Origin of the sequence: Pseudomonas sp. ADPe, assembly GCF_014843515.1 — a bacterium.
Lineage (GTDB): Bacteria > Pseudomonadota > Gammaproteobacteria > Pseudomonadales > Pseudomonadaceae > Pseudomonas > Pseudomonas citronellolis.
In genome coordinates this window covers 7150941-7177635 of the sequence record NZ_CP062122.1, presented here as the reverse complement: position 1 = coordinate 7177635, position 26695 = coordinate 7150941, and the positions used below count along the sequence as shown (strand labels likewise).

Here is a 26695-nt window from a genome sequence, read left to right as displayed (position 1 = left end):
GGCGGGTCCTCAGTCGCGCGCGTCGTTCTGCGCGGTCAGCTGCGCGTCCAGGGTCTTGACCTGCTGGCCGACGCGGACCTTCTGCGCGCCCTGGACGATCAACTGGTCGCCGTCCGCCAGGCCCTTGTCGACCCACCAGCGGTTGCCCACCGCGCGGGCCAGGCTCAACTGGCGCTGCTCGACCTTGCCGTCGACCACCACCAGGGCGGTGGCCTGGCCGCGCTCGTCGCGGGCCACGCCCTGCTGCGGCACCAGGATGGCGTCCGGCTGCACGCCCTCGGCCAGCGTCGCCTTCAGGTACATGCCCGGCAGCAGCAGGCCCTCGGGGTTGGGCACCAGGGCGCGCAGGGTCACGCTGCCGGTGCTCTCGTCGACGCTCACGCCGTTGAAGGTCAGGGTGCCGTCGTGGGCGTAGGCGCTGCCGTCCTCCAGCTGCAGGCTGATGCGCGTGGCATCCTGCGCCTCGGCGGGGGCGAGCTTGCCCTCGGCCAGCTCGCGCTTGAGGCGCAGCAGGGTGGTGCTGGGCTGGGTGAAGTCGACGTAGATCGGGTCCAGCTGCTGCACCGTGGTCAGGGCGGTGGTCTGCTCGGCGGTGACCAGCGCGCCGGCGGTGACCGAGGAGGTGGCCGTGCGCCCGGAGATCGGCGCGTCGATCCGCGTGTAGCCCAGGTTGATGCGCGCCGTCTTCAACGCCGCCTGGGCCGACTGCAGGCTGGCGCGGGCCTCCAGCAGCGCGGCCTGGGCGCTCTCGTTGTCCTCCGCGCTGATGGCGTCGATCTTCACCAGCTGGGCGTCGCGCCGGGCCTTGAGCTCGGCCGCCTTCAGGGTGGCACGGGCGGAGGTGACGCTGGCCTCGGCCTGGGCCAGGGCGGCCTCGTAGGGCTGCGCGTCGATCTGGTACAGCGCCTGACCGGCCTTCACCGTCTGGCCTTCCTCGAACAGCCGCCGCTGGATGATGCCACCGACCTGCGGGCGGATCTCCGCCACCAGGTGCGCGCTGGCGCGGCCGGGGAGGGTGAGGCTGAGCGCCTGGGGCGCGCTGCGCACCTGGTAGATGCCGACCTCCTGCAGGTCGGCTTGCGGCGCGGCCGCCTCGTCGTCGAGGCAGCCGCCCAGGGCGAGCAGGCCGGCGCCCAGCAACAGGGCGCGGGCCAGCGAGGAAAGCGGGGGGGCGAGGGGGGACATCCGGGACTCCGATCCAGGTTGGATTCAGCGTCAAGGGTGCTCGGCGAATGTGCAGGCATTGTGCAGAAACCTGGGAGATTGCCCGTCGCGCCTTGAAGGGCCGCGGGCGCCGCGCTTCAATGGCAGCATCCCGACAGAGCCCGGCGGTGCCATGAAAATCAGCCTCTCCAGCAAATTCTTCCTGGCCATGCTGGCGGTCTGCGCCTTCGCCGTGCTGGGCATGGTCTTCGCCGCCTACCTGAGCCTGAGGTACGGCTTCCTCGGCTACCTCAACCAGCAGGCCGAGGAGCGCATGGAACTCATCGTCCCGCGCGCCGAGCGGGCCTTCGCCGCCCACGGCAGCTGGGACTTCATCCGCCGCGACCACGAACAGTGGTTCGACATGCTACGCCCCGACGCGGCGACCCAGGACCGCGACTTCGACCCCAGCCTGCTGACCGTCTCCGACCTCACCGGCGCCTTCGTCCGCTTTGCCCTGCTGGACGAGGCGCAGCGCCTGATCATCGGCTACAAGGCGCCGCCGCGGGAGATGGTCCTGCGGCCGATCCGCCACCAGGGCCAGGTGGTCGGCTGGATGGCCCTGGCGCCGCTGCAGTCGGTGACCAGCGTCGGCGACCGGCGCTTCCAGCTCAACCAGCTGCGTTCCAGCCTGCTCATCGGCCTGGCCTGCCTGCTGGCCACGGCGGTGATCGCCTGGTGGCTCACCCGCAGCCTGCTGCGGCCGATCCGCCAGGTGGCCGGGGCCACCCATCGCCTGGCCGCCGGCGACTACGCCATCCAGCTGCCGGTGCGCTCGGCCGACGAGGCCGGCCAGCTGGCCGCCGACTTCAACCGCATGGCCGCCACCCTGGCCAGCAACGAGCGCCTGCGTCGCGATTTCATGGCCGATATCTCCCACGAGCTACGCACCCCGCTGGCGGTGATGCGCGCCGAGCTGGAAGCCATGGAGGACGGCATCCGCCCCCTGGACGGCGCCGCCCTGCGCTCGCTGCAGGCCGAGGTGGGGGCCCTGGCCAAGCTGGTGGACGACCTCTTCGACCTGTCCCTGGCCGAGGTCGGCGGGCCCACCTACCGCCGCGAGCGCATCGACCTGCGGGTGCTGCTGCCGGTGGTGGCCGACGCCTTCCGCGCCGGCTTCGCCGAACGCGGCCTGGCCCTGGACGTAGAGCTGCCCGACGAGCCGCTGTGGGTGCTGGGCGACGAATCGCGCCTGGGCCAACTGCTGCACAACCTGCTGGAGAACAGCCGGCGCTACACCGACCCCGGCGGCCGCACCGTGCTGCGCGCGCTGCGCGAGGGCGAACGGGTGCTGGTACAGTGCGAGGATTCCGCGCCGGGCGTCGATCCGGCGGCGCTGGAGCGCCTGTTCGAGCGCTTCTACCGCGCCGAGCGCTCGCGCAACCGCGCCAGCGGCGGCACCGGCCTGGGCCTGGCGATCTGCCGCGGCATCGCCGAGGTGCACGGCGGCCGCCTGAGCGCCCGGGCATCGAGCATGGGAGGGTTGCTGATGACGCTGGAACTGCCGCAGGCCGGAGACGCGCCATGAGCCAGGGCGACATCCTGCTGGTGGAAGACGAACCCAAGCTGGCCGCGCTGGTGGGCGACTACCTGCGCGTCGCCGGCTACCAGGTGGAACACCTCGCCGACGGCAACGCGGTGATCCCGGCGCTGCGCGGCAAGACCTACGACCTGCTGCTGCTCGACCTGATGCTGCCCGGCCGCGACGGCCTGGACATCTGCCGCGAGCTGCGCGGCTTCAGCCGCATGCCGCTGATCATGATGACCGCGCGGGTCGAGGAGATCGACCGCCTGCTGGGCCTGGAACTGGGCGCCGACGACTACATCTGCAAACCCTTCTCCCCCCGCGAACTGGTGGCGCGGGTCAAGGCCGTGCTGCGCCGCAGCGGCGCCCAGGCGCCGAGCCTGGGCCTGGAACTGGACCCGCGGGCCTTCCAGGCGCGCTACCTGGGCGTGGCGCTGGACCTCACCCCGGTGGAATTCCGCATGCTCGCCGCCCTGGCCGCCCGCCCTGGCCAGGTGCTGTCCCGCGACCAGCTGATGAACCACATCTACCAGGACCACCGCGTGGTCGCCGGCCGCACCGTCGACAGCCACGTGAAGAACCTGCGACGCAAACTGGCGGCGGTGGCCCCGGGGCACGATCCCATCCGCTCGGTATACGGCGTGGGCTATAGCCTGGAGGCAGGGTAGGGCGGCATTTCTCCCGCGCCTCGGGCACACAACCATGCCCCTGCAGGAGCGCGCCCTGCGCGCGAATCGCGGACGGAGTCCGCTCCTACGTCAACCGTAGGGCGGATAACCGTTCGCGGTTATCCGCCGTTTGACCTTGATCCCCGGCGCGCCGCGGATTCGACCATGGAGCGCCTGTTCGAGACCCCGGTCACGCAAGGCTCCGGGACGCCCCCGTAGGAGCGGATTCCATCCGCGATAACCGCGGTTTCCGGCGCACAACCATGCCCCTGTAGGAGCGCGCCCTGCGCGCGAATCGCGGGCAGGGCCCGCTCCTACAGGTGGGCGCATTGTAGGAGCGAGCTTGCTCGCGAACAGACTCCGCTGCGGGGCTCATTCGCGAGCAAGAACCAGGCGTCCCCCTCGATCCTACGAAAAGCGCCCGGTTCGGACGTTACAACAGGTCCAGCGGATAACTCACGATCAACCGGTTCTCGTCGAAGCTGTTGGTCCTTCCCCAATCGCGGCGCATCGTCGAGTTGCGCCACTTCAGGTTCAGCGTCTTCAGCGACCCGGACTGCACGGTGTAGGCCAGCTCGCTCTCGCGGCCCCATTCGGTGCCGTCGTCGGTGCTGGCGTTGTGCACGTTGCTGCCATGGATGTAGCGGTTCATCAGGGTCAGGCCGGGGAGGCCGAGGCCGGCGAAGTCGTAGTCGTAGCGCAGCTGCCAGGAGCGCTCCTTGGCGTTCTCGTAGCTGGAGTTGTAGCTGTCGTTGGCCAGGGTGCCGCCGCTGGCGCCGTTGACGCGGAACCACTCGTCGTCGCCCATGACCTTCTGCAGGCCCAGGTAGAAGGTGCCGGCGCCGTACTTGGCGGAGAACAGCCCGGAGGCGGTGCGGTTGTCCAGGTTGCCGGCGCGGGCGCTGCCGTCTTCCTTGCCCCAGAAGTAGCCGAGGTTGGCGCCCAGCACCCAGTCGCCCACCGGCTGGAAGTGCTGCACCTGCAGGTATTGCTGCTGGTAGATGTCCTTCAGCTCGGCGTTCCACAGGCCGACCAGGGTGCGTTCGCCGTTGAAGCGGTATTCGCCGCCGACGAAGTTGAAGCGGTCGGACTTGAACGCCGTGCGGTTGAACAGGCTCATGTCCTCCATGCTGGCGTCGTTGCGCGGGCTGTTCTGGCGGAACTGGCCGCCGTAGAGGGTCAGCCCGGCGAGTTCCTTCGAGGTCACCTGCGCGCCCTGGAAGGTCTGCGTCAGCGAACGGCCGTCGTCGGAACGCAGGATCGGCAGCGCCGGGGCCCATTCGCCGACCTTCAGCTCGGTCTTGGAAATGCGCGCCTTGCCGGCCACCGCCAGGCGGCCGAAGTCGTCGGCCGGGCGGCCATCGTCGTGCACCGGCAGCAACTGGGTGCCGGCGGTGCCCTTGCCGCCATCGAGCTTGACGCTGTACAGGCCGAGCACGTCCAGGCCCAGGCCGACGGTGCCCTGGGTGAAGCCGGACTTGAAGTCGAGGATGAAGTTCTGCGTCCACTCCTCGGCCTTGCCCTGAGCGGTGTCGCCCAGGTAGTTGCGGTTCATGTAGAAGTTGCGCAGCGTCAGGCTCGACTTGGCGTCTTCGAGGAAGCCGTCGGCGAAGGCGGGCAGGGTGGTACCGGCCAGGGCCAGGGCGGCGGGCAGGTAACGGGGAAAACGGCGGATGCAGGGGTAGCCCATGACGATCTCTCTGGAATCATTGTTGTGGGAGAGGCTTGTGCGGCGCGGCGGGGCGCTGGGAAACGCGGCGCTAGGCGGCTGGGTGGCCCGGCGTTCGCGGATCGAGAGAGGGGCGTGTGCTGTGCGGCATGGCTCTGGACCTTCTTGTAATTGTTCGAGGGTGTTCGCGTCCGAGGGCAGCAGGCGCTGCCGGGTGTTTCGGTACGGCTCGATAGTGGAAGGGCGGCGGGCGGCGGACAATCGGCGGAAACGCTTCTTGTGCGAATAGCGAACATTAATTAACCGGTTCGAACATTTAAGGAAAGCATCCGATCCAGCCCGGCGGTTCCCCGGCCCGGTCGATCTCATTAGAATCCGCCGATCCTCGTAGTGGACGACGCCCATGGCCGGTAGCCAGATCGAACGCGCCTTCAGCCTTCTCGAAAGCCTCACCAGCGAACCCCGCGGCCTGCCGATGCAGACCCTGGCCGAGCGCCTGGAGATACCCAAGAGCGCCACCCACCGCATGCTCGCCGAGCTGATCCGCCTGGGCTATGTGCGGCAGAACCCGGAGAACGCCCGTTACCAGCTGTCCACCAAGCTGGTGGCGCTGGGCTTCCGCTACCTGTCCTGCAGCGGCGCCGACATCGTCCAGCCGATCCTCGACCGCCTGGCCCAGGACAGCGGCGAACTGGTGCGCCTGGGAGTGATCGACGGCAGCCGCCAGACCTGGATCGCCAAGTCCCAGGGCGCCCGCTCGGGGCTGCGCTACGACCCGGACATGGGCCGCGACGCGCCGCTGTTCTACACCGCCTCCGGGCACGCCTGGCTGGCCAGCCTGGACGATGCCCAGGCCCTGGAGCTGGTGCGCCGGCAGGGCGTGGGCGACCCCGCCAACTTCGGCCCGCGCGCGCCGCGCAGCGAGGACGAACTGCTCGGCTACCTGCGCCGTGCCCGCGAGCGTGGCTACGCCTGGGTCGAAGAAACCTCGGCGCTTGGCACCTCGGCCCTGGCCGCCGTGGTGCACAGCCCGGTGGACCGCCGGGCGATCGGCGTGCTGAGCATTGCCGGGCCCAGCGCGCGCCTGCCGGAAGCGCGCCTACACGAACTGGCGCCGCTGCTGCTGGCCGCCAGCGCCGAGCTGTCCGCCGCCAGCCAGGCTTCCGACCTCTTCGCCTGATTCCCCCTTGCTTGCTGGCCTTCCTCCCACGGAGGAGGGCCGCTTGCGCCTGCCCGGGCTCAATGGCGGTCGATAATCGCCCGCTGCTTGTTGCATTGCGCTTGAGTAAAAATGGAACCAAGTTCTAAATTTGCTCATGCCATTCCATGGAGCCCCGTGCAGCGAGGCTCCAGCACAACAAGCAGAAGAGGAATCCCGCGTGACCGCTCCCTTGCGCATCGCCCTGATCGGCGCCGGCATCATGGGCCGCCAGCATCACCAGCACCTGCTCCAGGTGCCCGCCCTGCAACTCTGCGCGGTGGCCGACCCGGGCCCTGGCGCGGCCGGGTTCGCCGCCGAGTGCGGGGTGCCGTACTACGCCGACCACCGGCGCATGCTGGAAGAGGCGCAACCGCAGGCGGCGATCATCGCCAACCCCAACAACCTGCACGTGGCCACCGCCCTGGACTGCCTGGCCGCCGGCGTGCCGGTGCTGCTGGAGAAGCCGGTGGGCGTGCACCTGGACGAAGTGCGCGAGCTGGTGGAGGCGAGCCGGGGCAGCGGCGTGCCGGTGCTGGTCGGCCATCACCGCCGGCACAACCCGCTGATCGGCAAGGCGCGGGAAATCCTGGCCGCGGGCGCCCTGGGCCGTTTGGTCAACGTCACCGCGCTGTGGCAGCTGCAGAAGCCCGACAGCTATTTCGAAGTGCCCTGGCGCCGCGAGCCGGGCGCCGGCTTCCTGCTCACCAACCTGATCCACGACCTCGACCTGCTGCGCTACCTGTGCGGCGAGGTGGCGCAGGTGCAGGCCTTCACCGGCAACGCGGTGCGCGGCCTGGTCAACGAGGACAGCGCGGCCATCCTCCTGCAATTCGAGAACGGCGCCCTCGGCAGCCTGACCGGTTCCGACGGCGTGGCCGCGCCCTGGAGCTGGGAGCTGGATTCTGGCGAGAGCCCCATCTACCCACGCCAGGTCGACCAGCCCTGCTATCTGCTGGCCGGCACCGAGGGCGCGTTGAGCATCCCGCAGTTGCAGCGCTGGCATTACGCGCAGTCGGGCGCCGGCTGGCACCAGCCGTTACTGCGCAGCTGCGAGCCCTTCACCCCGGGCGAGGCGCTGCGCCGGCAATTGGAGCATTTCGTGCGTGTGGTGCATGGCGAGGAGCAGCCGCTGACCGACGCCGTGGACGGCGGCCGTACCCTGGCGCTGATCGAGGCCATCCGCGAGGCTGCCGCCAGCGGCCGGGCGTGCGCGCCGGCGCGGGTTGGGTGAGTGAGCCCGTACGGGAGAGGGGCCACCGTAGGATGGGTGGAGCGGAGCGATACCCATCACCACGACCGCATGGGTATCCCAAGCTCAACCCATCCTACGACTTCGTCCGCGATCCGCATCGGCTCCTTCGGTTATCGCGGACAAAGTCCGCTCCTACAGGTTGACGCCGAGCTTCCCGTCCATGCCGGACAGCCCCCTCTCCCGCTTGCGGGAGAGGGTTGGGGAGAGGGCGCTCTTGAACCTGACACCTGGGCTGCCGGTAAACACCGTTCGCGAGCAAGAACTAGGCGTCCCCCTCGCTCCTACTAATCCACCTGTGACCTGGATACCGATCCCATGACCGACCGAATCTTCTCCCTCGCCGCCCTAACCGTCCTCGAACTGTCGCCGCCGGACATGGTCGAGGTCGCCGCCCGCGCCGGCTACAGCCACGTCGGCCTGCGCCTGGTGCCGGCCACCGCCGAGGAGCACCACTTCCCGCTGGTGGCCGATGCCGAACTGCGCCGGCAGACCCAGGCGCGCCTGCGCGACACCGGCGTCCGCGTGCTGGACCTGGAAATCCTGCGCCTGAAGCCGGAGACCCGCGTGGCCGACTTCGAGCCCATCCTCGCCGTCGGCGCCGAGTTCGGCGGCACGGAGCTGCTGGTGGCCGGCAACGACGCGGATGAGGCGCGCATGACCGAACGCTTCGCCGAGCTGTGCGAATTGGCCGAGGGCTACGGCATCCACCCGCACCTGGAGTTCATGCCCTGGACCGACGCCCCCGACCTGGCCACGGCCTGGCGCGTGGTGCGCAACGCCGGGCGCGACAACGGCTGCGTGCTGGTCGACGCCTTCCACTTCGACCGTTCCGGCTCCTCGCTGCAGGACCTGGCGCAGCTGCCGGCCGCGCGCATGCGCTATGCCCAGTTGTGCGACGTGGCCGGCTCGCGCCCGGACGACATGCAGGAAATCCTTCGCCAGGCGCGCAACGAGCGGCGCTTCCCCGGCGATGGCGACTGCGACCTGGCGGGTCTGCTGCGGACCTTGCCGGCGACGGTGCCGCTGAGCCTGGAGATCCCCACCCGGCAGCTGCTGGAGCAGGGCGTCAGCGCCCTGGAGCGGGCCAGCCTGGCGCTGGACAAGGCACGCACGGTGCTCGCCCGGCTCTGATGCCGGCAACTGCGCCATTCCCATCCACCCGTTCGCCCGGCACACTGCCGGGCGCCTTGCTTTGTAAACCACGGGAAACCCGATGACCGCCGCCTCCGCGTTGTCCGGCAGCAGCCAGCCCCTGAAGGGCATCCTTCTGGTGGTGCTGGCCACCTCGCTGTTCTCCACCCACGACGCCCTGTCCAAGTACCTCTCCGGCTTCTACCCGATCCTGCTGGTGGTCTGGGCCCGCTACGTGGTGCACACGCTGCTGATGGCCGGCATCTTCCTGCCGCAGTCGGGCCTGCGCGTGCTGCGCACCCGCCGGCCGGGGCTGCAGACCCTGCGCGCGTTGTGCCTGCTGGGCACCAGCCTGCTGTTCACCACCGGCCTGCAGTACATCCCCCTGGCCGAGGCCACGGCGGTCAATTTCCTCGCCCCGCTGATGGTCACCGCGCTGTCGGTGCCGTTGCTGCACGAGAAGGTCAGCGCCGGGCAATGGGCGGCGGTGAGCCTGGGCTTCGCCGGGGTGCTGGCGATCGTCCATCCCGGCGGCGAACTGTTCACCCCGGCGGTGTTGCTGCCGCTGGGCTCGGCGCTGTGCTTCTGCTTCTACCAGCTGCTGACGCGCAAGCTGGCGGCGGTGGACAGCCCGACCACTAGCAACTTCTTCGCCGGCCTGCTGAACACCGCGCTGACCACGGCGATGGTGCCCTTCGTCTGGCACACCCCGAGCCTTGGCCATGCGCTGCTGATGCTTGCCCTGGGCACCTGCGGCATGTCCGCCCACCTGTTCCTCACCCAGGCCTTCCGCCACGCCGCGCCGGCGCTGTTGGCGCCCTTCGGTTACTGCCAGATCGTCTTCGCCGGGGTGATCGGCTGGCTGGTCTTCAGCCACGTGCCGAGCGCCAGTGCTTTGGTGGGCATTGCTGTGATCTGCCTGAGCGGGCTGGCGGCGGCCTGGATGCAGCGGCGGGGATGAGAGGCCATGTAGGCGCGAGCTTGCTCGCGAAGGGAGTTTCGCGGTGGTGTCGGTGCTGGGTTCAAGAGCCCCTCACCCCAACCCTCTCCCAGAGGGAGAGGGGGCTGTCCTGAGCCGCCGGGAAGTCTGGAGTCATCCTGATACTCCTGGAGCGTAGGGCGGATAACCGTTCGCGGTTATCCGCCGTTGGCCGTGCCACCGATGCGTCCGGCGGGCCGGTGAATCCGATCGCGGACTCTGTCCGCGATTTTCCGCTGCGGGGCATCGGACCTTGGCTCTCGCGATGTAGGCAATTTCCGGTTCTTCTCCAGGGCGATAGCCAGGTGTGCAGCAGCGCACCCCGGGCAGGCGCCCGGTAACCGTACTTTCTCCCCCTCGCACAGACGCCGGCGAGGGGATTCCATTCCCGAAGCAGCACTCGCCTCGTCTGAGACCTATTGGTAAATGGTAACGAGGAGGTTACTATGGCGGCCATAGAAGTGGTCGAGTATGTCCGGGAAGACAGGTCCTGCCCCTATCAGGAGTGGTTCGACTCCCTACATTTCCAGGCGGCGGCCAAGGTCGCCACCGCCAAGGTGCGCATGGCGGTGGGCAACACCTCCAACGTCAAATGGTTCGATGGCATCGGCGAATACCGCATCGACTGGGGCCCGGGCTACCGGATCTACCTGGCGAGGGACGGCGAGGCGCTCATCGTGCTGTTCGGTGGTGGCAGCAAGGCCGGCCAGGCAGCGGATATCCGCAAGGCGAAGGCGCTGCACGCCGAGTACAAGCAACGCAAGAAGGCCCGGTTCGGGCCGCAGATGAGAGGATGATTCCAATGGCACTGACCAGGGATTTCAAACAGACCGTCGTCGCGCGGGTGCAGCGCGAACCGGCATTCGCCACTGCGCTGCTCGACGAGGCGGCCTCGCTGTTCCTCAACGGCGAGCCGGACGCCGCGCGCCTGATCCTCCGCGATCTGGTCAATGCCACCCTGGGCTTCGAGCGCCTGGCGCTGGAGACGGAACGGCCGAGCAAAAGCCTGCACCGCATGCTGTCGGCCTCGGGTAATCCGGGCATGGACAACCTGGCGGCGATCTTCGATGCCCTGCGCCGTACCCTGGGGGTGGAAATCCAGGTGCGGGCAGTGCATGTCGCCTGACGCCGCCCCGCGAAAAAAGGCCCCTGCTGGGGCCTTTTTTCATGCTCGGGCATTACCTGCTCAGTGGCTCGCCACCCGCAGGCTGTTCTGCCGCGCGCTGTCGTAGGCGGCTTTTTCCAGCGGCTTGGCGTCAGGCTTTCCCAGGTCTTCCATCGGCAGGCGGTGGGTTTCCGGGGCCAGGTAGGCGGCGAAGGCGCACAGGCAGGTGATGAGGAAGGCCAGGCTGCCGATCACCATCGGGACGTTGTCCGAGCCGGGCGGGGCGACGGCGGCGAACAGCGCCGGCAGCATGGCGGTGAGCATGGTGCCGATGTTCTGTGCGATGGCCATGGCCGAGACGCGGTAGCGGGTCTGGAACAGCTCCGGGTAGAAGGACGGGAACACCGCGTTGTAGCCCTGGTACACCAGGCCCCACATCAGCAGCGACATGACGAAGGCCAGCGGCACGTTCTGGATGCTGATGGCGTACAGGTAGCCGAAGGCGAGCAGGCCCGAGCCCAGGGCGCCAAATATCAGCGTCGGGCGGCGGCCGATGCGGTCGGAGAGGTTGCCGACGAAGGGAATGGCCAGCACCGCGACAATGTTGCCCACCACCGGGATCCACAGGTACACGCTCTTGTCGAAGCCGATGCCGTAGGCCGGCTGCACCGCGTAGGCCGCGCCGAAGATGGTGGCCACCACCGGGATCACGTTCATCAGCGACATGACCATCACCAGCAGCATCTGCTTCCAGCTGTTGCGGAAGGCTTCGGCGATCGGCGACTTGGCCACCTGCTGCTTGGCTTCCTCGTTGACGAAGGCCGGGGTCTCGTGGACTTCGCGACGGATGATCAGGCCGGCGATCAGCACCACGGCGCTGAGCAGGAAGGGAATCCGCCAGCCCCAGGCGTTGAAGGCGTCGTTGGGCATGAAGTAGGCCAGCGGCAGGAACACCGCGGCGGCCATCACCTGGCCGGCCTGCACGCCCTGCAGGGTGTAGCTGGCGAAGTAGCCGCGGCGGCCGAAGGGCGCGTGCTCGAGGATCATCGAACTGGCCCCGGAGATTTCCCCGGCCACGGCGAAGCCCTGCACCAGGCGCAATACCACCAGCAGCGCCGGGGCGAGGAAGCCGACGTCGTGGTAGGTCGGCAGCAGGCCCACGGCCATGGTCGACAGGCCCATCATGAACATGCACAGCAGCAGCACGTTCTTGCGCCCGCGGGTATCGCCCCAGTGGCCGAGGAAGAAGGCGCCGATCGGGCGGGCCAGGTAGCCCACGCCGTAGGTCGCGAGCGAGGCGACGATGGCCATCTTCGGGTCGGAGGAGGGGAAGAACAGCTGCGGGAAGATCAGCGCAGCGGCCTGGGCGTAGATGAAGAAGTCGTAGTACTCGAGGGCCGAGCCGATCCAGCCACTGGCGGTGGCTTTCTTGGCTTGGGAGCTGGAGGAAGTCGCCATCGTTGTCTCCGGTTCTTGTTGTTGTCGGTGCCTGCCCGGGCGCCGCGCCCTTCGGGGGCGTGTGCGCTGATCGAACAGGGGCACCGAGGTCGTCGCTAAAGCCCCTGGCCGGGGCCCGTGTCGGAAATGCGCCGGGCGGCGCGGCTCAGGGCTGGGGGCGAGCCGGCGTTCGCGCTGGGCTGGAGACGGCGGCGGTGGGGAGGCGTGCAGTCAACATGGGCAGGGACTCTTGTTGAAATTGTTATAGGGCAAGGCGTCTCGCGGGCCAGGGGAGGCATGGCCCTGGTGTGTCGCGGTGAATCCATGGTCGGCCACTGGACGAAAAACCGTCAATTCGCTGATCGGCCTTTTGTTCGCTGATCGAACACAAAACTAACTGGTTCGTACAATTTGCCTTGCCGCTGGAAAATACCCTGCGAATAATCCAATGACCAGCCGTGCGTCCTACGGCTGGCGATATTTCCGAAGGTCGCCGACAGCCGGCGGCCAGGCCATGGCTCGCAGAAGCCAGCAGCACAGGAGCCCCAGCATGCAGCGCTCGATCGCCACCGTCTCCCTGAGCGGTACCCTGCCCGAGAAACTCGAAGCCATCGCCGCCGCAGGCTTCGACGGCGTGGAGATCTTCGAAAACGACCTCCTGCACTACGACGGCAGCCCGCGCGACGTGCGCCAGATGTGCGCCGACCTGAATCTGGCGATCACCCTGTTCCAGCCCTTCCGCGATTTCGAGGGCTGCCGCCGCGAGCGCCTGGCGCGCAACCTGGAGCGCGCCGAGCGCAAGTTCGACCTGATGCAGGAACTGGGCACCGACCTGGTGCTGGTGTGCAGCAACACCGTCGCCGATTCCCTGGGCGAGCGCGACATTCTCGTCGACGACCTGCGCGAGCTGGCCGAGCGCGCCGGCAAGCGCGGCCTGCGCATCGGCTACGAGGCCCTGGCCTGGGGCCGCCACGTCAACACCTGGCAGCAGGTCTGGGACCTGGTGAAAGCCGCCGACCACCCGGCCCTGGGCGTGCTGCTGGACAGCTTCCACACCCTGTCGATCAAGGGCGACCCCAGCGGCATCGCCGATATTCCCGGCGAGAAGATCTTCTTCGTGCAGATGGCCGACGCGCCCGTGCTGGCCATGGACGTGCTGGAGTGGAGCCGGCATTTCCGCTGCTTCCCCGGCCAGGGCGAATTCGACCTGGCGGGCTTCCTCGCGCCCATCCTGCGCAGCGGCTACAAGGGCCCGCTGTCGCTGGAAATCTTCAACGACGGCTTCCGCGCCGCGCCGACCCGCTCCAACGCTGCCGACGGCCTGCGCTCGCTGCTCTACCTGGAGGAGAAGACGCGCCACCTGCTGGAGCAGGACGCCGCGCCCGCCGGCGACCCCGGCATCCTCTTCGCGCCGCCGCCGGCCAGCCGCTACGACGGCGTGGAGTTCCTCGAATTCGCCGTGGACGAGGACCTGGGCGCGCGCCTGGGCAACTGGCTGGAGAAGCTCGGCTTCGCCCGCGCCGGCGAACATCGCTCCAAGGCGGTGAGCCTGCTGCGCCAGGGCGACATCAACATCGTGCTCAACGCCGAGCCGTACTCCTTCGCCCACAACTTCTTCGAGGCCCACGGCCCCTCGCTGTGCGCCACCGCCCTGCGGGTGCGCGACGGCGCCCAGGCCCTGGAGCGCGCCCAGGCCTTCCGTGGCCAGCCGTTCCGCGGCCTGGTCGGCCCCAACGAGCGCGAGGTGCCCGCGGTGCGCGCCCCCGACGGCAGCCTGATCTACCTGGTGGAGCAGGGCGCGCCGGGGCAGACCATTTACGACAGCGACTTCCGCCTCGACGCCCAGGCCCAGGCCAGCGGCAACCTGCAGCGCATCGACCACATGGCCATGGCCCTGCCGGCCGACAGCCTGGACAGCTGGGTGCTGTTCTACAAGGCGCTGTTCGACTTCGAGGCCGACGACGAGGTGGTCCTGCCCGACCCCTATGGCCTGGTGAAAAGCCGCGCCATCCGCAGCCGCTGCGGCAGCCTGCGCCTGCCGCTGAACATCTCGGAGAACCGCAACACCGCCATTTCCCACGCGCTGTCCAGCTACCGCGGCTCGGGCGTGCACCACATCGCCTTCGCCTGCGAAGACATCTTCGCCGAGGTCACCCGCGCCAAGCAGGCCGGGGTGCCGCTGCTGGACATCCCGCTGAACTACTACGACGACCTGGCGGCGCGCTTCGACTTCGACGACGAGTTCCTCAGCGAACTGGCCTACTTCAACGTGCTCTACGACCGCGACGCCCAGGGCGGCGAGCTGTTCCACGTCTACACCGAGCCGTTCGAGGGGCGCTTCTTCTTCGAAATCCTCCAGCGCAGGAACGGCTATGCCGGCTACGGCGCGGCCAACGTCGCCGTGCGCCTGGCGGCCATGGCCCAGGCGCGCAGCGGCGCCGCGCGCAAGCCCAAGCTGTAGTGCCCGGGGGCGGCGCGGCAAGCCCCGCGCCGCTTCCCTTGGCGGGGTGGCGAGGCCCATAATCGGCGCTCTCCGTGAGGCTGCGAGCCAACCATGCCGAATGTCGTCGAACCCCTGGACCATGCCGAAGTGCGTGGCAAGGGCCGCAAGAACAACCCCGAGAAAACCCGCGAGGGCATCCTCCAGGCGGCCATCGCCGAGTTCGTCCAGCAGGGCCTGTCCGGCGCCCGGGTGGACGCCATCGCCGAGCGCACGCACACCTCCAAGCGGATGATCTACTACTACTTCGGCAGCAAGGAGCAGCTCTACGTCGAAGTGCTGGAGAAGCTCTACGGCGACATCCGCCACACCGAGGACAAGCTGCACCTGGCGGAACTGGAGCCGCTGGAGGCGATCCGCCGCACCGTGGAGTTCGCCTTCGACCACCACGACCGCAACGTCGACTTCGTGCGCATCGTTTCCATCGAGAACATCCACCACGGCGAGTACGTGAAGAAGTCCACGGCGATCCGCTCGATGAGCAACAACATGCTGCTGTCGCTGGCCGAGATTCTTCGCCGCGGCGCCGAGCAGAGCCTGTTCCGCGAGGGCATCGACCCGCTGGACCTGCACCTGTTCATCAGCTCGTTCTGCTTCTACCGCGTGTCCAACCGCAACACCTTCGGCGAAATCTTCCAGATCGACCTGGCCGACGAGCAGGTCAAGCAACGCCACAAGCAGATGATCTGCGAGGCGGTGCTGCGCTACATCCAGCGCTGAGCCCGGCCAGCTCCAGGCCGGCGAGATAGCCGAAGGTCATGCCCGGCCCCAGGGTGATGCCGCCGCTGGGGTAGTGGCCGGCCATCACGCCGGCCATGTCGTTGCCCACCGCGTACAGCCCCTCGATGGCCGCGCCGCTGGCGTCCAGCACCCGCGCGCGGGCATCGGTGCGCAGGCCGGCGAAGGTGCCGAGGCTGCCGGGCAGCAGCTTCACCGCGTAGAACGGACCTTTTTCCAGGGGCCGCAGCGATGGGTTGGGGCGCTGCCGCGCCTCGCCCTGGGCCTTGTTGTAGGCCGAGCGGCCGCGCTGGAAGTCCGGGTCCTCGCCCAGCGCCGCGTATTCGTTGAAGCGCTTCACCGTGGCCTGCAACTGCTCGGCGTCGATGCCGCAGCGCGCCGCCAGTTGCGCCAGGCTGCGGGCCTTGACCAGGTAGCCGCAGCGCTCGTAGGGCAGGTCCGGGAAAGGGAAGGGCTTCACCCAGCCGATGCCGTAGCGCCGCCGCGCCTGGGCGTCGGCGATCAGCCAGGCCTCGTGGGGTTCGCCCGGCGGCGTGGCGGCGAACAGGGCGTTCATGAAGTCGTGGTAGCAGTCGGCCTCGTTGGCGAAGCGCCGGCCATCGCGGCGCACGCAGAGGAAGCCGGGCTTGGCCCGTTCGATCAGGTGCGGGAAGTGGCCGACGCTGCCGTCGCGGCGCGGCACCAGGGACACCGGCACCCAGGCGCCGGCGTGGGCCAGGTCGTCCGCCACGCGGCCGCCCACGGCTTCGCCCAGGCGCAGGCCGTCGCCGCTGTTCTGCGGCGGCGCGGCGGAGCGGTGCTGCCAGCCGTCCGAGGCGTGGGGCATGAGTCGGGCGATGCGCTCGCGGTCGTGGGGGAAACCGCCGCAGGCCAGGACCACGCCGCGGCGGGCGCGGAATTCCAGGGTGTCGCTGCGCGCACCGGTCACCTTGCCGCCTTCGCGGAGCAGTTCGTGGATCGGCGTTTGCGTCAGCAACTGCACCTTCAGGTCCAGCGCGCTGCGTAGCAGGCGCGCCACCAGGGCGTTGCCGTTGACCAGTTGCGTGCCGCGCCCGTAACGCAGGCGCCCGCACCAGTGCCGGGCGATGCGCTTGAGCGCGTAGAGCGCGGCTTTCGGCGAGCGCGTGGCGTCGAGGAAGTTGGCCAGGTCGGCGCCGCCGGCGATGCCCATGCCGGCCAGGCTGACGAGGTCCAGCGGCTCGCGCAGGTGGCGCAGCCAGGGGCCGAGTTCGCGGCCGTCGTAGGGTTGGGCGCACAGCGAGCGGCCGCCGGCGGCGGAACCCTCGCCATCGCGCATGTCCGGCATGCGCGTGCCGCTGAAGAACTGCACGGCGCTGTGACGCTGGAAGAACTCGACCATCTCCGGGCCATGGCGGAGGAAGGCGGCCTGGCGCTCGTCCAGTTGCTCGGCATGGACCTGCGCCTTGAGGTAGCGCTCTGGCGCGTCGTCCGGCTCGACGCGGCCTTCGGCGAGGGCCAGCGGGTTGCGCGGAATCCACAGCCAGCCGCCGGACCAGGCGCTGGTGCCGCCGAGCTGCGCGGCCTTTTCCGCGACGACCACGCGCAGGCCGTGGTGCGCGGCGGTCACGGCGGCGGCCAGGCCGGCGGCGCCGGAGCCGATCACCAGGACGTCGCAGTCGAGGGTTTGCAAGGTGGGCATGGGCTTTCTCTTGTCGTTATCGGGGCGCGCGGAAGGGCTCCGCGCGCCGGGGCCATCACTGCAGCGGGGAGAAGCCGGTGGGCTTCATCAGCCGCGATTCCAGCTTTAGCACCGCGCCCAGTTCCCGGTTCAGCTTGCCGAACTCGGCCCAGCGCGGGTCGGCGGCCATGCTGGCGCGGCGCTGCATGCGCTCGTCCAGGCTCTCGTAGGCCCACAGGTGCACCACCTGGCTGCATTCGCCGAACTCGGTGGTGAAGAAGCCCACCAGCCTGCCCAGGTGCTCGGTCTGCACCTCGTAGGCGTGGCTGCGGTACAGGGCCAGCCAGTCGGCGAGTTTCAGCGGGTCGATGCTGTAGGTGCGCAGTTCGTAGTACATCGTCAGTGCTCCAGGGTTGCTTGTTGCGAGGCCGGCGCGGCGAGGCGCGCGGCTATGTGGTTGGCCGCCAGCCAGGCGAAGGTCAGGCCGGGGCCGAGGGTGATGCCGGGGCCGGGGTAGGTGCCGTCCATCAGCGAGTTCATGTCGTTGCCGGCGGCGTAGAGGCCGGGGATCGGCTGGCCGTCGCGGCCGAGCACGCGGGCCTGGCCGTCGGTGACCAGGCCGCGGGCCGAGCCGAGGTCGCCGGTGTGCAGGCGGACGGCGTAGTAGGGCGCCTTTTCCAGCGGCGCCAGGCAGGGGTTGGGGCGGTGGTCCGGGTCGCCCATGTAGCGGTTGTAGCTGTTGCCGCCCTTGGCGAAATCCGCGTCGACGCCGTTGCGCGCGTTGGCGTTGAAGCGCGCCAGCGTCTGCCGCAGGCCCTCGGCGTCAATGCCGATGGCGCGGGCCAGGGCCTCCGGCGAGTCGGCCTGGTACAGGTAGCCGGCTTGCACCAGCGCGCTGTTGTCGACCGGCTTGGGCCGCGCCAGGCCCAGGCCGTAGCGGTTCATGGCGCTGGCGTCGCAGATCAGCCAGCACTCGGTGTTGCCGCTGGCGAACATGCTCTGCACGAAGTGGTGGTAGGAGTTGGACTCGTTGACGAAACGCCGGCCGGCGCGGTTCACCGCGATCACCCCGGGCTTGGCGCGGTCGGTGACCAGGTGCGGGAAGCGCTCGCGGCTACCGTCGGCGTGGCGCAGCTCGGAGACCGGCGCCCAGAAGAAGTTCGCCGCCAGGCCCTCGCCGGCTGCCGCGCCTATGGCCTCGCCCAGGCGCAGGGCGGCGCCGTCGTTGCATTCCGGCGACATGCTCAGGTGCTCGCCGTCGCTCGCCGGGCGGAAGCGCTCGGCCAGCTTGCCGGCGGCGAAACCGCCCATGGCGCAGACCACGCCGCCGTGCACGCGGATGCGCTCGATGCGGCCTTCGTGCAGTACCTGGGCGCCGACCACCGCGCCTTTCTCGACCAGCAACTGCTGCGCCTCGCTGTTCAGCCACAGCTCCACGCCCTTGGCGAAGGCCGTGGTGGCCAGGCGCGCGATCAGGGCGTTGCCGGTGGTCAGGCGCGTGCCGCGGTGGTGGCTGAGGCGGTCGACGCCGTAGCGCGCCAGCAGCTTCAGGCAGTGCCACAACGACTTGGGCGAACGGCGGAAGCTGAGGAAATGCTGGATGTCCACGCGGTTCACCATCATGCCGCCGAACAGCAGCATGCCCGGCGGCGGCATGCGCAGGTCGCGGAAGCGCTCGCCGAGGTGGCGGCCGTCGTACTCGACCATCTCCAGGGCGCGGCCGAATTCGGTGCCGCCTTCCTCGTCGGGGTAGTAGTCCGGCGAGTGCGGGCGCAGGGCGTAGCGCAGCTCGGTGTTGGCCTCCAGCCAGCGCAGCGCCCGGTGGCCGTTGCGGATGAAGCTGTCCACCAGCTCGGGCTTGTAGCCCGGGCCGATGGTGCGCCGCAGATAGGTACGCATGGCTTCTTCGGAGTCCTGCGCGCCGGCGGCGCGGGCCTGGTCGGTGCCGTAGATCCACACCGCGCCGCCGGAGATGGCCGAGGTGCCGCCGAAGCTATCGGCCTTCTCCAGCATCAGCACGCGCAGGCCCTGGCAGGCGGCAGTGGCCGCGGCGGCGAAACCGGCGGCGCCGCTGCCCAGCACCAGCACATCGCACTCGCGGCTCCAGGCCGGGGCGTTGAGGCTGGTCATGGCTGGATCTCCAGCGGCGTGACGCCCATGAAGGCGCCCAGGTTGCCCAGCTGCGCGAAGGCCATTTCGGCGCCGGTCTGGATGCGGCAGCCCGCCTCGCGGGCGCGCTCCAGCAGCGGAGTGATCTCCGGCTTGGTGACCACGTCGGCCACCAGGGTGTGCGCCTGCAGGCCGTCGAGCAGCATGCCCGGCAGCGGCAGCTCGCCGGTGCCGCCCATGCCTACCGGCGAGGCGTTGACCAGCAGGTCGAGCCCGGCCAGGTCGTCGCAGCCCACGCCGATGCGCACCTGGGGGAAGAGGGCGCCCAGGCGCTCGACCAGGGCGGCGGCGCGCACCTGGTCGAGGTCGCGCAGGCGCAGCTCGCCGATGCCGGCTTCGCACAGCGCATAGGCGATGGCGCTGCCGACGCCGCCGGAGCCGACCACCAGCGCGCGCTTGCCGGCCGGTTGCAGGCCATGGCGCCGGGCGGCGTTGAGGAATCCGGCGCCATCGACGTTGTCGCCCAGCAGGCGGCCGTCGGCCTCGCGGCGGATCACGTTGACCGAGCCCAGCGCCTCGGCGCGGGCGCTCAGGCCGTCCAGGCGCGGCGCCAGGGCCTGCTTGTAGGGCACGGTGACCACGCAGCCGCGCAGGTTGTGCCAGCCGCGCAGGGTGGCGACGAAGGCATCGAGGGCGTCGGCGCCCAGGTCGATGGCGATCATCGCCAGGTCGTGGCCGTTGTGGGCGAACCAGGTGTTGAAGTTCTCCGGCGACTTCACCTGCGCGATGGGTGTGCCGACGATGGCGACCAGTTCGGTGGAACCGCGAATCATGCTGACCTCCAGGGGTTCTTGGCGTTGTTCTGCTGGCCAGGGTGCGGCGGCGGGCTGTTGAGCTCAATGCGGTTGACGGCGCTTTAGTGCGGTATTCGCAGTAGAAATGCGATAATCGCAATATTCGGCCGAATTACCCGGAGCCCGTGCCTTGGAAACCCCCAGCATCCACCCCCGCGACCTGATCGCCGGCCTGCAGAAGGGCCTGGCGCTGATGCAACTGTTCAGCGCCGAGCGCCCGCGCCTGAGCGTGCCCGAGGCGGCGCGGCTGTCCGGCCTCACCCCCAGCGCCGCGCGGCGCTTCCTGCTGACCCTGGTGCACGAAGGCTTCGCCGAGACCGACAGCCGCCACTACTGGCTGACGCCCAAGGCGCTGCGCATCGGCCAGGCCTACGTGGATTCGGCGCAACTGCCGCGCATGCTGCGGCCCATCGTCGAGCAGGTGGCGCGGCAGACCCAGGAGCACGTCTCGGTGGGCACCCGCGACGGCGACGAGATCGTCCACGTGGTGCGCAGCCGCTACAGCCACATCGCCTCGCTGTCGATCCGCCCCGGCTCGCGGGTGCCCATGTACTGCACCGCCAGCGGCCGCCTGTGGCTGGCGGCGCTGGGCGAGGCGGAGCTGGCGGCCTATTTCGAACGCAATCCGCCAAGGCCGCTGACGCCCTACACGCTGACGGACATGGACGCCTTGCGCGCCGAGATCGCCAAGGTCGCCCGGCAGGGCTTCTGCGTGGTGGACCAGGAATATGAGATCGGCATGCGTGTGATCGGCGTGCCGCTGCTGGACCGCAGCGGGCGCATGCGCGCGAGCCTGGCCATCACCACCCACGCCTCGCGCCTGGGCCTGGACGAGATGCGCCTGCGCTACCTACCGGCGCTGTACGAGGCCCAGGCGCTGCTACGCCCGGTGGTGGACTGAGCGGGCGCTGATCGCCCGCGGGGCCTGGCGCAGACGCGTCGACGCGGCATAATCGGCGGCTCCGTGTGCCGACGAGTTGCGTGATGACCCTCGAATTCCTCCTGGTGGCGATCCCCGCCGTGCTGCTCACCGGCGTCTCCAAGGGCGGCTTCGGCGGCGCCCTGGGCGGCATCGCCGTGCCGCTGATGGCCCTGGCCATGCCGCCGACCCAGGCCGCGGCGCTGATGCTGCCGATCCTCTGCATGGCCGATTTCACCGGCCTGCGGCGCTTCTACGGCAAGTGGGACCTGCGCAACCTGAAGATCATGCTGCCCGGCGCGCTGCTGGGCGTGGCGGCGGGCGCGCTGAGCTTCGGCCTGCTCAGCGAGCGCTTCATCGCCCTGCTGATCGGCGGCATCGCCATCGCCTTCGTGCTGCTCAACACCCTGGTGGCCCGCGCCGCGGCCCAGCCGAAACCGGCGGCCGTGGGCAAGGGCGTGGTGCTCTCGGGCATCGCCGGCTTCACCAGCTTCGTCGCCCACGCCGGCGGCCCGCCGGTGATGATGTACCTGCTGCCGCAGCAACTGGAGAAGGTGCGCTACATCGCCACGGTGAACTGCTTCTTCCTGCTGACCAACGCCATCAAGCTGGTGCCCTACGCGCTGCTCGGCCAGTTCACCTGGAGCAACCTGGGGACCAGCCTGCTGCTGGCGCCCATCGTGGTGCTGGGTGTGTGGCTGGGGATCTGGCTGCAGGACAAGGTCAACCATGTGTGGTTCTACCGCATTGCGCGGCTGGGGTTGCTGGCGACCGGGGTGCAGTTGGTTTGGGAGAATTGGCGCTAGGGGCTTTTCGTAGGAGCGAGGGGGACGCCTAGTTCTTGCTCGCGAACAGCTTGCTCCGGAGTGGAGTCGAAGTCCGCAACCCTCTCCCCAGCCCTCTCCCTGAAGGGAGAGGGGGCTTGTCCGTGCCACGGCGCAGTTCGGTGTCAGCTGGTGACGCCGTCGTTTCCGGCTAACTCCAGAACACCCAACTCTGCCCAACGGTCCCCTCTCCCTTCAGGGAGAGGGTTAGGGAGAGGGCGCTCTTCAACGCAAACACCACAGGCCCAAGGAGCGTAGGGCGAATAACGCTCCGCGTTATCCGCCGCCTGACCCTGGTCGAACGCCCGCTGGTTGTAGAACGGGGCTCCGCTTTGGTGGCCGATGAGACGTCCAGCAGAACCTCGCAGCCGGGCAGGGGACCGGTGTATCGGCGTATAACCGCGAACGGTTATACGCCCTACGCTCAATCCAGGCTGCGGAAGTGGGCCTGCATCCGCTGCGCATCGGCCGCTCGGCCGCTGAACAGCTCGAAGGCCTTCACCGCCTGGAACACCGCCATGGTGCCGCCGTCCAGCGTGCGGCAGCCGAGGCTGCGGGCGTGGCGCAGCAGTTCGGTTTCCAGCGGGAAGTAGATGATCTCCGCCACCCACAGCTCGGCGCGCAGCAGGTCCACCGGCAGCGGCGTGCCCGGCAGCTTGGCCATGCCCACCGGGGTGGTGTTGACCAGGCCGTCGGCTACCGCCATGGCGGCCGGCAGGTCGGTGCAGAGCAGCGCCCGGCCATGGCCGAAATGCTGGTTGAGGTTGTCCACCAGGGCCTCGGCGCGGGCCGCGTCCACTTCGTAGACGCTCAGTTGCTCCACGCCTTCGCTCAGTAGTGCGTGGGCCACTGCAGCGCCCGCGCCGCCGGCGCCCAGCTGCACCACGCGGTTGCGCTTCACGTCGGCCAGGCCGCGGCGGAAGCCTTCGGCGAAGCCCAGGCAGTCGGTGTTGTGGCCGACGCGCTTGCCGTCCTTCAGCACTACCGTGTTCACCGCGCCTATGCCGCGTGCTTCCTCGGAGAGTTCATCGAGCAGCGGGATGATCGCCTGCTTGCACGGGAAGGTGATGTTCAGCCCGGTGAAGCCCAGGCGCTGGGCGCCGTCGAGCAGTTCGGGCAGGGCGTCTAGGCTCAGCTTCAGCTGGTCCAGGTCGATCAGCCGGTACAGGTAGCGCAGGCCCTGGGCGTCGCCTTCGTGCTCGTGCAGGGCGGGGGTGCGCGAGGCCTGGATGCCGGCGCCGATCAGGCCGGCGAGGATGGCGGTCTTCTGGCTCATGGCATCAGCTCCGCAGCAGGTGGGCGAAGTGGTCGAGGGCCAGGCGGTAGCCGTTGCTGCCGAAGCCGGCCAGCACGCCCACGGCGATGCCCGAGACGAAGGAGTGGTGACGGAATTCCTCGCGCTTGTGCACGTTGGACAGGTGCACCTCGATCACCGGCAGCTCCACCGCCGCCAGGGCGTCGCGGATGGCTACCGAGGTGTGCGTCCAGGCCGCCGGGTTGATCACGATGCCGGCGCAACGGCCGCGCGCTTCGTGGACCCAGTCGATCAGCTGGCCCTCGTGGTTGGTCTGCTTGAACGCCACCTGCAGGCCCAGTTCGTCGGCGCGCGCCTGGCACAGCGCTTCGACGTCGGCCAGCGTCTCGTGGCCGTAGGTGGCCGGTTCGCGGGTGCCGAGCAGGTTCAGGTTGGGGCCGTTGAGGATCAGGATCGGGAGGGGCATGCGGGTGTCTCTTGTAGGTCTTGTCGCCGCTGGAGTGCGGTCATCAGAAAATGTACCAAATGGTTACTTTCGTCAATTGGCTCATCGGGCTCTGGGCAAAAGCGCTGCAAGCCAGGCGCTGCAAGGCCCAGCGCGGTTTCTGGCCGGGCCGGGCGGAAGGAGGGGAACGCGGAAGTGTGCGATCAGCGGACGGTCAGTCCCACTTCGGGGCGAATTCCGGGCTGACCAGGCGGACGTTCTTCGGCAGGGCGGCGATCTGCGCGCGGTCCTCGTCGTCCAGGCGCAGGTCGAGGGCGGCGAGGTTGGAGCGCTGGTTGGCCAGGCTGGCGGCCTTGGGGATGGCGGCCACGGCGTCCTGCTCCAGCAGCCAGGCCAGGGCCACCTGGCTGGGCAGCACGCCGTGGCGCTGGGCGATGGCCTGGATTGCCGGTTCCTCCAGCATGCGCCCGCGGCCCAGCGGGGTGTAGGCGGTGAGGGCCATGTCGTGGGCGCGGGCGTAGTCCAGCAGCGCTGACTGGTCGAGCATCAGGTGGTATTCGACCTGGATGGCCGCCAGCGGCGCGCCCAGGGTTTCCACGGTCTCGCGCAATAGCGCCAGGGGGAAGTTGGCCACGCCGATGGCGCGCGCCTTGCCGCTGTCGCGGGCGGCCACCAGGGCCTCGACGCTGCGCTTGAGGTCATCGCCGACGAGGCTGCCGTTCTTGCCCGGCCAGTGGATCATGAACAGGTCCAGGTAGTCGCTGCGCAGCGCGCGCAGGCTGTCGTCCAGGGACTGGGCGAGGTCGGCCGGGGCCAGGCGGTCCCACCAGACCTTGCTGGTGACGTGGACGTCCTCGCGGGCTACCGGGCTGTCGGCCAGCGCCTGGCCCACGGCGTCCTCGTTGTGGTAGCCGGCGGCGGTGTCGATGTGCCGGTAGCCCAGCTCCAGGGCCTGGCGCACGGCGGCGCTGCACTCGGCGCCGGTCAGCGGCCAGGTGCCCAGGCCGAGCTTGGGCATGTTCAGGCCGTGGCGGTTGCGGATGCGTGCTTGCATGGGGTGGCTCCTGCTTGGGGTTCGTAGTCGTGGGCGCCGGCGGCGTGGCGACCGGCGACGTAGCCGAAGGTCAGCGCCGGGCCGAGGTTGATGCCGCCGGAGGGGTAGTGGCCGCCGAACACGCTGGCCATGTCGGTGCCGGCGGCGTACAGGCCGGGGATCGGCTGGCCGCCGGCGCCGAGCACGCGGGCCTGGCCGTCGGTCTTCAGCCCGGCGAAGGTGCCGAAGCAGCCCGGCTGTACTTTGACTGCATAGAACGGGCCGTGCTCGATGGGCGCGACGCACGGGTTGGGGCCGGGGTTGGCCGCATCGCCCTGCTTGCGGTTGAAGGCGGTGCTGCCGCGGCCGAAGGCCGGGTCCTCGCCGTTGCGGGCGTGGCGGTTGAAGTCGGCGACGGTCCGCGCCAGGCCCTGCGGGTCGATGCCGCAGACCTGCGCCAGTTGCTCGATGCTGGCGCCGCGCTTGAGGTAGCCGCTGCGCAGGTGCGCGCCGATGGGCAGCGGCGCCGGGCGCACGTAGCCCAGGCCGTAGCGGCGCAGGAAGCGCTGGTCGCAGACCAGCCAGGAACAGGGTTCCTGGTCCTCGGGCAGGGCGGCGAGCATCGCGCTGACGTAGTCGTAGTAGCCGTGGGCCTCGTTGACGAAGCGCTTGCCGTTGGCCAGCACGCCGATGATGCCGGGCTTGCCGCGCTCGATGATGTGCGGGAAGTGGCCGACGCTGCCGTCGCGGTGCGTGACCTTCGATACCGGGGCCCAGGCCACCGGCGAGCGCAGGTTCGTCTCGACGCTGCCGCCGGCGGCTTCGCCCAGGCGCAGGCCATCGCCGGAGCAGGACGTCGGCGGCAGGGCGAGGTTGTCGTGGCCGCTGGCGTCGCGGGGGAACAGCTGGCGGCGGCGCTCGGGGTCGTTGGGGAAGCCGCCGGCGGCGAGGACCACGGCCTTGGCGCGGATTTCCAGTTCGCCGCGCGGCGTCTTCACCACGGCGCCGCGCACGGCGCTATCCTCCAGCAGCAGGCGCTGCGCCGGGCAGGACTCCATCAGGCGCACGCCCAGGTCTTGCGCCGACTTGGCCAGCCGCGCCACCAGCGCCACGCCGTTGACCAGATGCATGGCGCGGCCGTAGCGGGCCAGGTGGTAGAAGTGGGCGAGCACGCGCTTGGCCACGTGGACGAACGCGCGCGGCGAGCGGGTCATGTTGAGGAAGGCGGCCAGGTCGGCGCCGGCCATGATCGGCATGCCGAGGAAGGAGGTCTCGCGCATCGTCCTGCGCAGGCGCGGCAGCAGGTCGCCGACCTCGCGGGCATCGTAGGGCGCGGCTATCACCTGGTGGCCGCCGCTGGCGGCGCCGGGGGTGTCGCCATGCATGTCGGGGATGCCGTTGCCGTCGGCGAACTGCAGGCGGGTGTGCTGCTCGAAGAAGGCCACCATGTGCGGCGCGGCTTCGAGGAAGGCATCAACCCGCGCGGCGTCGTAGTAGTCGCCCAGCTCGTTGCGCAGGTAGGTGCGCGGCTGCTCGATGTCTTCCTCGATGCCGGCGCGGCGCGCCAGCGGGTTGCGCGGCACCCAGGCCCAGCCGCCGGACCAGGCGGTGGCGCCGCCGAACACCGCGTCCTTCTCCACCAGGATGACCTTCTGGCCGTGCCAGGCGGCGGTAACGGCAGCGGCCAGGCCGGCGGCGCCGGAGCCGACCACCAGCAGGTCGCAGTCGGTGGGCGGCAGGTTCGGGGCAGGGGACATGGGCAGGGGACTCCGCGGGATTGTTTTTGGAACTTGGTTCCATAATCTGGTTTTGGGCGGAGTGAAGGCAAGCTATCGGGCGCAACTACTGGTCGATAATCGGCCGGGGGAGTGGACGTAGGATGGGCATATCCATGCAAGGCATGGTGGTGGGCTGGGCCTCGCCCCTCTCCCTAACCCTCTCCCTGAAGGGAGAGGGGACCGTTCGGTGTGCTCGGGTATTTAGGAGTTAGCCGGTAATCTCCGCTGAGCAGGTGCCGGCTGAAACTATGTTCCCAGCCGGCACGGACAAGCCCCCTCTCCCTTCAGGGAGAGGGTTGGGGAGAGGGTTACGGACTTCGAGCCCACTCCGGAGCAAGGCTCGGCACCCCTGTTCGCGAGCAAGCTCGCTCCTACAGATATTTCCGGCCTTCCCTGAAAATTGGGAAAGCTCACGCGCGAGCCTGCGATAC

The 26695-nt window shown here is 69.5% G+C and carries 23 protein-coding genes; 12 read left to right on the top strand and 11 right to left on the bottom strand.

The window, feature by feature from the left end:
• Positions 1-9: 9 nt before the first annotated feature.
• Complete coding sequence (locus IG194_RS32300) at positions 10-1185, bottom strand: efflux RND transporter periplasmic adaptor subunit (RefSeq protein ID WP_058490052.1); 1176 nt, start codon at positions 1183-1185, stop codon at positions 10-12.
• A gap of 151 nt (positions 1186-1336) precedes the next feature.
• On the opposite strand from IG194_RS32300, the gene IG194_RS32295 reads away from it, so the two are divergent.
• Positions 1337-2731 carry an ATP-binding protein gene (locus IG194_RS32295; protein ID WP_058490051.1) on the top strand — a complete coding sequence of 465 codons (1395 nt, stop codon included), beginning with the start codon at positions 1337-1339 and terminating at the stop codon, positions 2729-2731.
• Complete coding sequence (locus tag IG194_RS32290) at positions 2728-3396, top strand: response regulator (protein WP_192353629.1); 669 nt, start codon at positions 2728-2730, stop codon at positions 3394-3396. Before IG194_RS32295 ends, IG194_RS32290 begins: the two co-directional genes overlap by 4 nt.
• Positions 3397-3829: 433 nt before the next feature.
• Here the strand turns inward: IG194_RS32290 and IG194_RS32285 are convergent, their stop codons facing one another.
• Complete coding sequence (locus tag IG194_RS32285; protein WP_058490050.1) at positions 3830-5086, bottom strand: OprD family porin; 1257 nt, start codon at positions 5084-5086, stop codon at positions 3830-3832.
• 382 nt (positions 5087-5468) lie between these two features.
• On the opposite strand from IG194_RS32285, the gene IG194_RS32280 reads away from it, so the two are divergent.
• The 6 genes from IG194_RS32280 (at position 5469) to IG194_RS32255 (ending at position 10754) form a co-directional block, all read left to right on the top strand.
• On the top strand, positions 5469-6245 hold the full coding sequence (locus IG194_RS32280) for an IclR family transcriptional regulator (RefSeq protein ID WP_043313216.1): 777 nt from the start codon (positions 5469-5471) through the stop codon (positions 6243-6245).
• A 199-nt stretch (positions 6246-6444) separates the two neighbouring features.
• Positions 6445-7497: a Gfo/Idh/MocA family protein gene (locus tag IG194_RS32275; protein WP_058490049.1), complete on the top strand. Its 1053-nt coding sequence runs from the start codon at positions 6445-6447 to the stop codon at positions 7495-7497.
• A gap of 336 nt (positions 7498-7833) precedes the next feature.
• Complete coding sequence (locus tag IG194_RS32270) at positions 7834-8649, top strand: sugar phosphate isomerase/epimerase family protein (protein WP_058490048.1); 816 nt, start codon at positions 7834-7836, stop codon at positions 8647-8649.
• Between the two features lie 82 nt (positions 8650-8731).
• Positions 8732-9610 carry a DMT family transporter gene (locus IG194_RS32265; RefSeq protein WP_058490047.1) on the top strand — a complete coding sequence of 293 codons (879 nt, stop codon included), beginning with the start codon at positions 8732-8734 and terminating at the stop codon, positions 9608-9610.
• Between the two features lie 464 nt (positions 9611-10074).
• A complete protein-coding gene (locus IG194_RS32260) occupies positions 10075-10425 on the top strand; it encodes a type II toxin-antitoxin system RelE/ParE family toxin (RefSeq protein ID WP_058490046.1) in 351 nt (116 codons plus the stop codon).
• A gap of 5 nt (positions 10426-10430) precedes the next feature.
• Positions 10431-10754: a DNA-binding protein gene (locus tag IG194_RS32255; protein ID WP_009622874.1), complete on the top strand. Its 324-nt coding sequence runs from the start codon at positions 10431-10433 to the stop codon at positions 10752-10754.
• 60 nt (positions 10755-10814) lie between these two features.
• Here the strand turns inward: IG194_RS32255 and IG194_RS32250 are convergent, their stop codons facing one another.
• Complete coding sequence (locus tag IG194_RS32250) at positions 10815-12191, bottom strand: MFS transporter (RefSeq protein WP_058490045.1); 1377 nt, start codon at positions 12189-12191, stop codon at positions 10815-10817.
• Positions 12192-12720: 529 nt separating this feature from the next.
• Here IG194_RS32250 and quiC point away from each other — a divergent pair.
• A complete protein-coding gene (quiC, locus tag IG194_RS32245) occupies positions 12721-14631 on the top strand; it encodes a 3-dehydroshikimate dehydratase QuiC (protein WP_058490044.1) in 1911 nt (636 codons plus the stop codon).
• A 93-nt stretch (positions 14632-14724) separates the two neighbouring features.
• The gene (locus IG194_RS32240; RefSeq protein WP_058490043.1) at positions 14725-15390 is read left to right on the top strand and encodes a TetR family transcriptional regulator; all 666 of its coding nucleotides are present in this window, start codon (positions 14725-14727) and stop codon (positions 15388-15390) included.
• Here IG194_RS32240 and IG194_RS32235 read toward each other — a convergent pair.
• From IG194_RS32235 to IG194_RS32220, 4 genes are all read right to left on the bottom strand, one after another.
• Positions 15332-17059, bottom strand: a complete 1728-nt coding sequence (locus IG194_RS32235; protein ID WP_141679771.1) for an FAD-dependent oxidoreductase — start codon at positions 17057-17059, stop codon at positions 15332-15334. The two genes, IG194_RS32240 and IG194_RS32235, sit on opposite strands and share 59 nt — an antisense overlap.
• Positions 17060-17123: 64 nt before the next feature.
• Entirely contained in the window at positions 17124-17444 is a 321-nt protein-coding gene (locus IG194_RS32230) for an NIPSNAP family protein (protein ID WP_009622855.1), read from the bottom strand.
• A gap of 2 nt (positions 17445-17446) precedes the next feature.
• Complete coding sequence (locus tag IG194_RS32225; protein ID WP_058490041.1) at positions 17447-19177, bottom strand: FAD-dependent oxidoreductase; 1731 nt, start codon at positions 19175-19177, stop codon at positions 17447-17449.
• Positions 19174-19989: a shikimate dehydrogenase family protein gene (locus IG194_RS32220; RefSeq protein WP_009622850.1), complete on the bottom strand. Its 816-nt coding sequence runs from the start codon at positions 19987-19989 to the stop codon at positions 19174-19176. The genes IG194_RS32225 and IG194_RS32220 overlap by 4 nt, the downstream gene beginning before the upstream one ends.
• A gap of 151 nt (positions 19990-20140) precedes the next feature.
• On the opposite strand from IG194_RS32220, the gene IG194_RS32215 reads away from it, so the two are divergent.
• Together IG194_RS32215 and IG194_RS32210 are read left to right on the top strand one after the other, a co-directional pair.
• Positions 20141-20911 (top strand): IclR family transcriptional regulator C-terminal domain-containing protein, encoded by a 771-nt coding sequence (locus IG194_RS32215; RefSeq protein WP_058490040.1) that lies wholly within the window; start codon positions 20141-20143, stop codon positions 20909-20911.
• 83 nt (positions 20912-20994) lie between these two features.
• Complete coding sequence (locus IG194_RS32210; RefSeq protein ID WP_009622847.1) at positions 20995-21735, top strand: sulfite exporter TauE/SafE family protein; 741 nt, start codon at positions 20995-20997, stop codon at positions 21733-21735.
• Positions 21736-22177: 442 nt separating this feature from the next.
• On the opposite strand, the gene IG194_RS32205 is transcribed toward IG194_RS32210, so the two are convergent.
• The 4 genes from IG194_RS32205 to IG194_RS32190 all read right to left on the bottom strand — a co-directional run bounded on the left by IG194_RS32205 (position 22178) and on the right by IG194_RS32190 (position 26243).
• On the bottom strand, positions 22178-23029 hold the full coding sequence (locus IG194_RS32205) for a shikimate dehydrogenase (RefSeq protein ID WP_058490039.1): 852 nt from the start codon (positions 23027-23029) through the stop codon (positions 22178-22180).
• Between the two features lie 4 nt (positions 23030-23033).
• Positions 23034-23474 (bottom strand): type II 3-dehydroquinate dehydratase, encoded by a 441-nt coding sequence (gene aroQ / locus IG194_RS32200; RefSeq protein WP_058490038.1) that lies wholly within the window; start codon positions 23472-23474, stop codon positions 23034-23036.
• Positions 23475-23667: 193 nt separating this feature from the next.
• Positions 23668-24507: an aldo/keto reductase gene (locus IG194_RS32195; protein WP_058490037.1), complete on the bottom strand. Its 840-nt coding sequence runs from the start codon at positions 24505-24507 to the stop codon at positions 23668-23670.
• Positions 24474-26243, bottom strand: coding sequence for an FAD-dependent oxidoreductase (locus tag IG194_RS32190; RefSeq protein ID WP_058490036.1), 1770 nt, complete (start codon positions 26241-26243; stop codon positions 24474-24476). The genes IG194_RS32195 and IG194_RS32190 overlap by 34 nt, the downstream gene beginning before the upstream one ends.
• Positions 26244-26695: the final 452 nt, after the last annotated feature.

Coding starts and splice junctions, on each gene's coding strand:
- IG194_RS32220 (WP_009622850.1), bottom strand. CDS start 19,989: ATGATTCGCGGTTCCACCGAACTGGTCGCCATCGTCGGCACACCCATC.
- IG194_RS32285 (WP_058490050.1), bottom strand. CDS start 5,086: ATGGGCTACCCCTGCATCCGCCGTTTTCCCCGTTACCTGCCCGCCGCC.
- IG194_RS32250 (WP_058490045.1), bottom strand. CDS start 12,191: ATGGCGACTTCCTCCAGCTCCCAAGCCAAGAAAGCCACCGCCAGTGGC.
- IG194_RS32260 (WP_058490046.1), top strand. CDS start 10,075: ATGGCGGCCATAGAAGTGGTCGAGTATGTCCGGGAAGACAGGTCCTGC.
- IG194_RS32295 (WP_058490051.1), top strand. CDS start 1,337: ATGAAAATCAGCCTCTCCAGCAAATTCTTCCTGGCCATGCTGGCGGTC.
- IG194_RS32290 (WP_192353629.1), top strand. CDS start 2,728: ATGAGCCAGGGCGACATCCTGCTGGTGGAAGACGAACCCAAGCTGGCC.
- IG194_RS32265 (WP_058490047.1), top strand. CDS start 8,732: ATGACCGCCGCCTCCGCGTTGTCCGGCAGCAGCCAGCCCCTGAAGGGC.
- IG194_RS32205 (WP_058490039.1), bottom strand. CDS start 23,029: ATGAGCCAGAAGACCGCCATCCTCGCCGGCCTGATCGGCGCCGGCATC.
- quiC (WP_058490044.1), top strand. CDS start 12,721: ATGCAGCGCTCGATCGCCACCGTCTCCCTGAGCGGTACCCTGCCCGAG.
- aroQ (WP_058490038.1), bottom strand. CDS start 23,474: ATGCCCCTCCCGATCCTGATCCTCAACGGCCCCAACCTGAACCTGCTC.
- IG194_RS32280 (WP_043313216.1), top strand. CDS start 5,469: ATGGCCGGTAGCCAGATCGAACGCGCCTTCAGCCTTCTCGAAAGCCTC.
- IG194_RS32190 (WP_058490036.1), bottom strand. CDS start 26,243: ATGTCCCCTGCCCCGAACCTGCCGCCCACCGACTGCGACCTGCTGGTG.
- IG194_RS32270 (WP_058490048.1), top strand. CDS start 7,834: ATGACCGACCGAATCTTCTCCCTCGCCGCCCTAACCGTCCTCGAACTG.
- IG194_RS32230 (WP_009622855.1), bottom strand. CDS start 17,444: ATGTACTACGAACTGCGCACCTACAGCATCGACCCGCTGAAACTCGCC.
- IG194_RS32300 (WP_058490052.1), bottom strand. CDS start 1,185: ATGTCCCCCCTCGCCCCCCCGCTTTCCTCGCTGGCCCGCGCCCTGTTG.
- IG194_RS32195 (WP_058490037.1), bottom strand. CDS start 24,507: ATGCAAGCACGCATCCGCAACCGCCACGGCCTGAACATGCCCAAGCTC.
- IG194_RS32210 (WP_009622847.1), top strand. CDS start 20,995: ATGACCCTCGAATTCCTCCTGGTGGCGATCCCCGCCGTGCTGCTCACC.
- IG194_RS32240 (WP_058490043.1), top strand. CDS start 14,725: ATGCCGAATGTCGTCGAACCCCTGGACCATGCCGAAGTGCGTGGCAAG.
- IG194_RS32225 (WP_058490041.1), bottom strand. CDS start 19,177: ATGACCAGCCTCAACGCCCCGGCCTGGAGCCGCGAGTGCGATGTGCTG.
- IG194_RS32255 (WP_009622874.1), top strand. CDS start 10,431: ATGGCACTGACCAGGGATTTCAAACAGACCGTCGTCGCGCGGGTGCAG.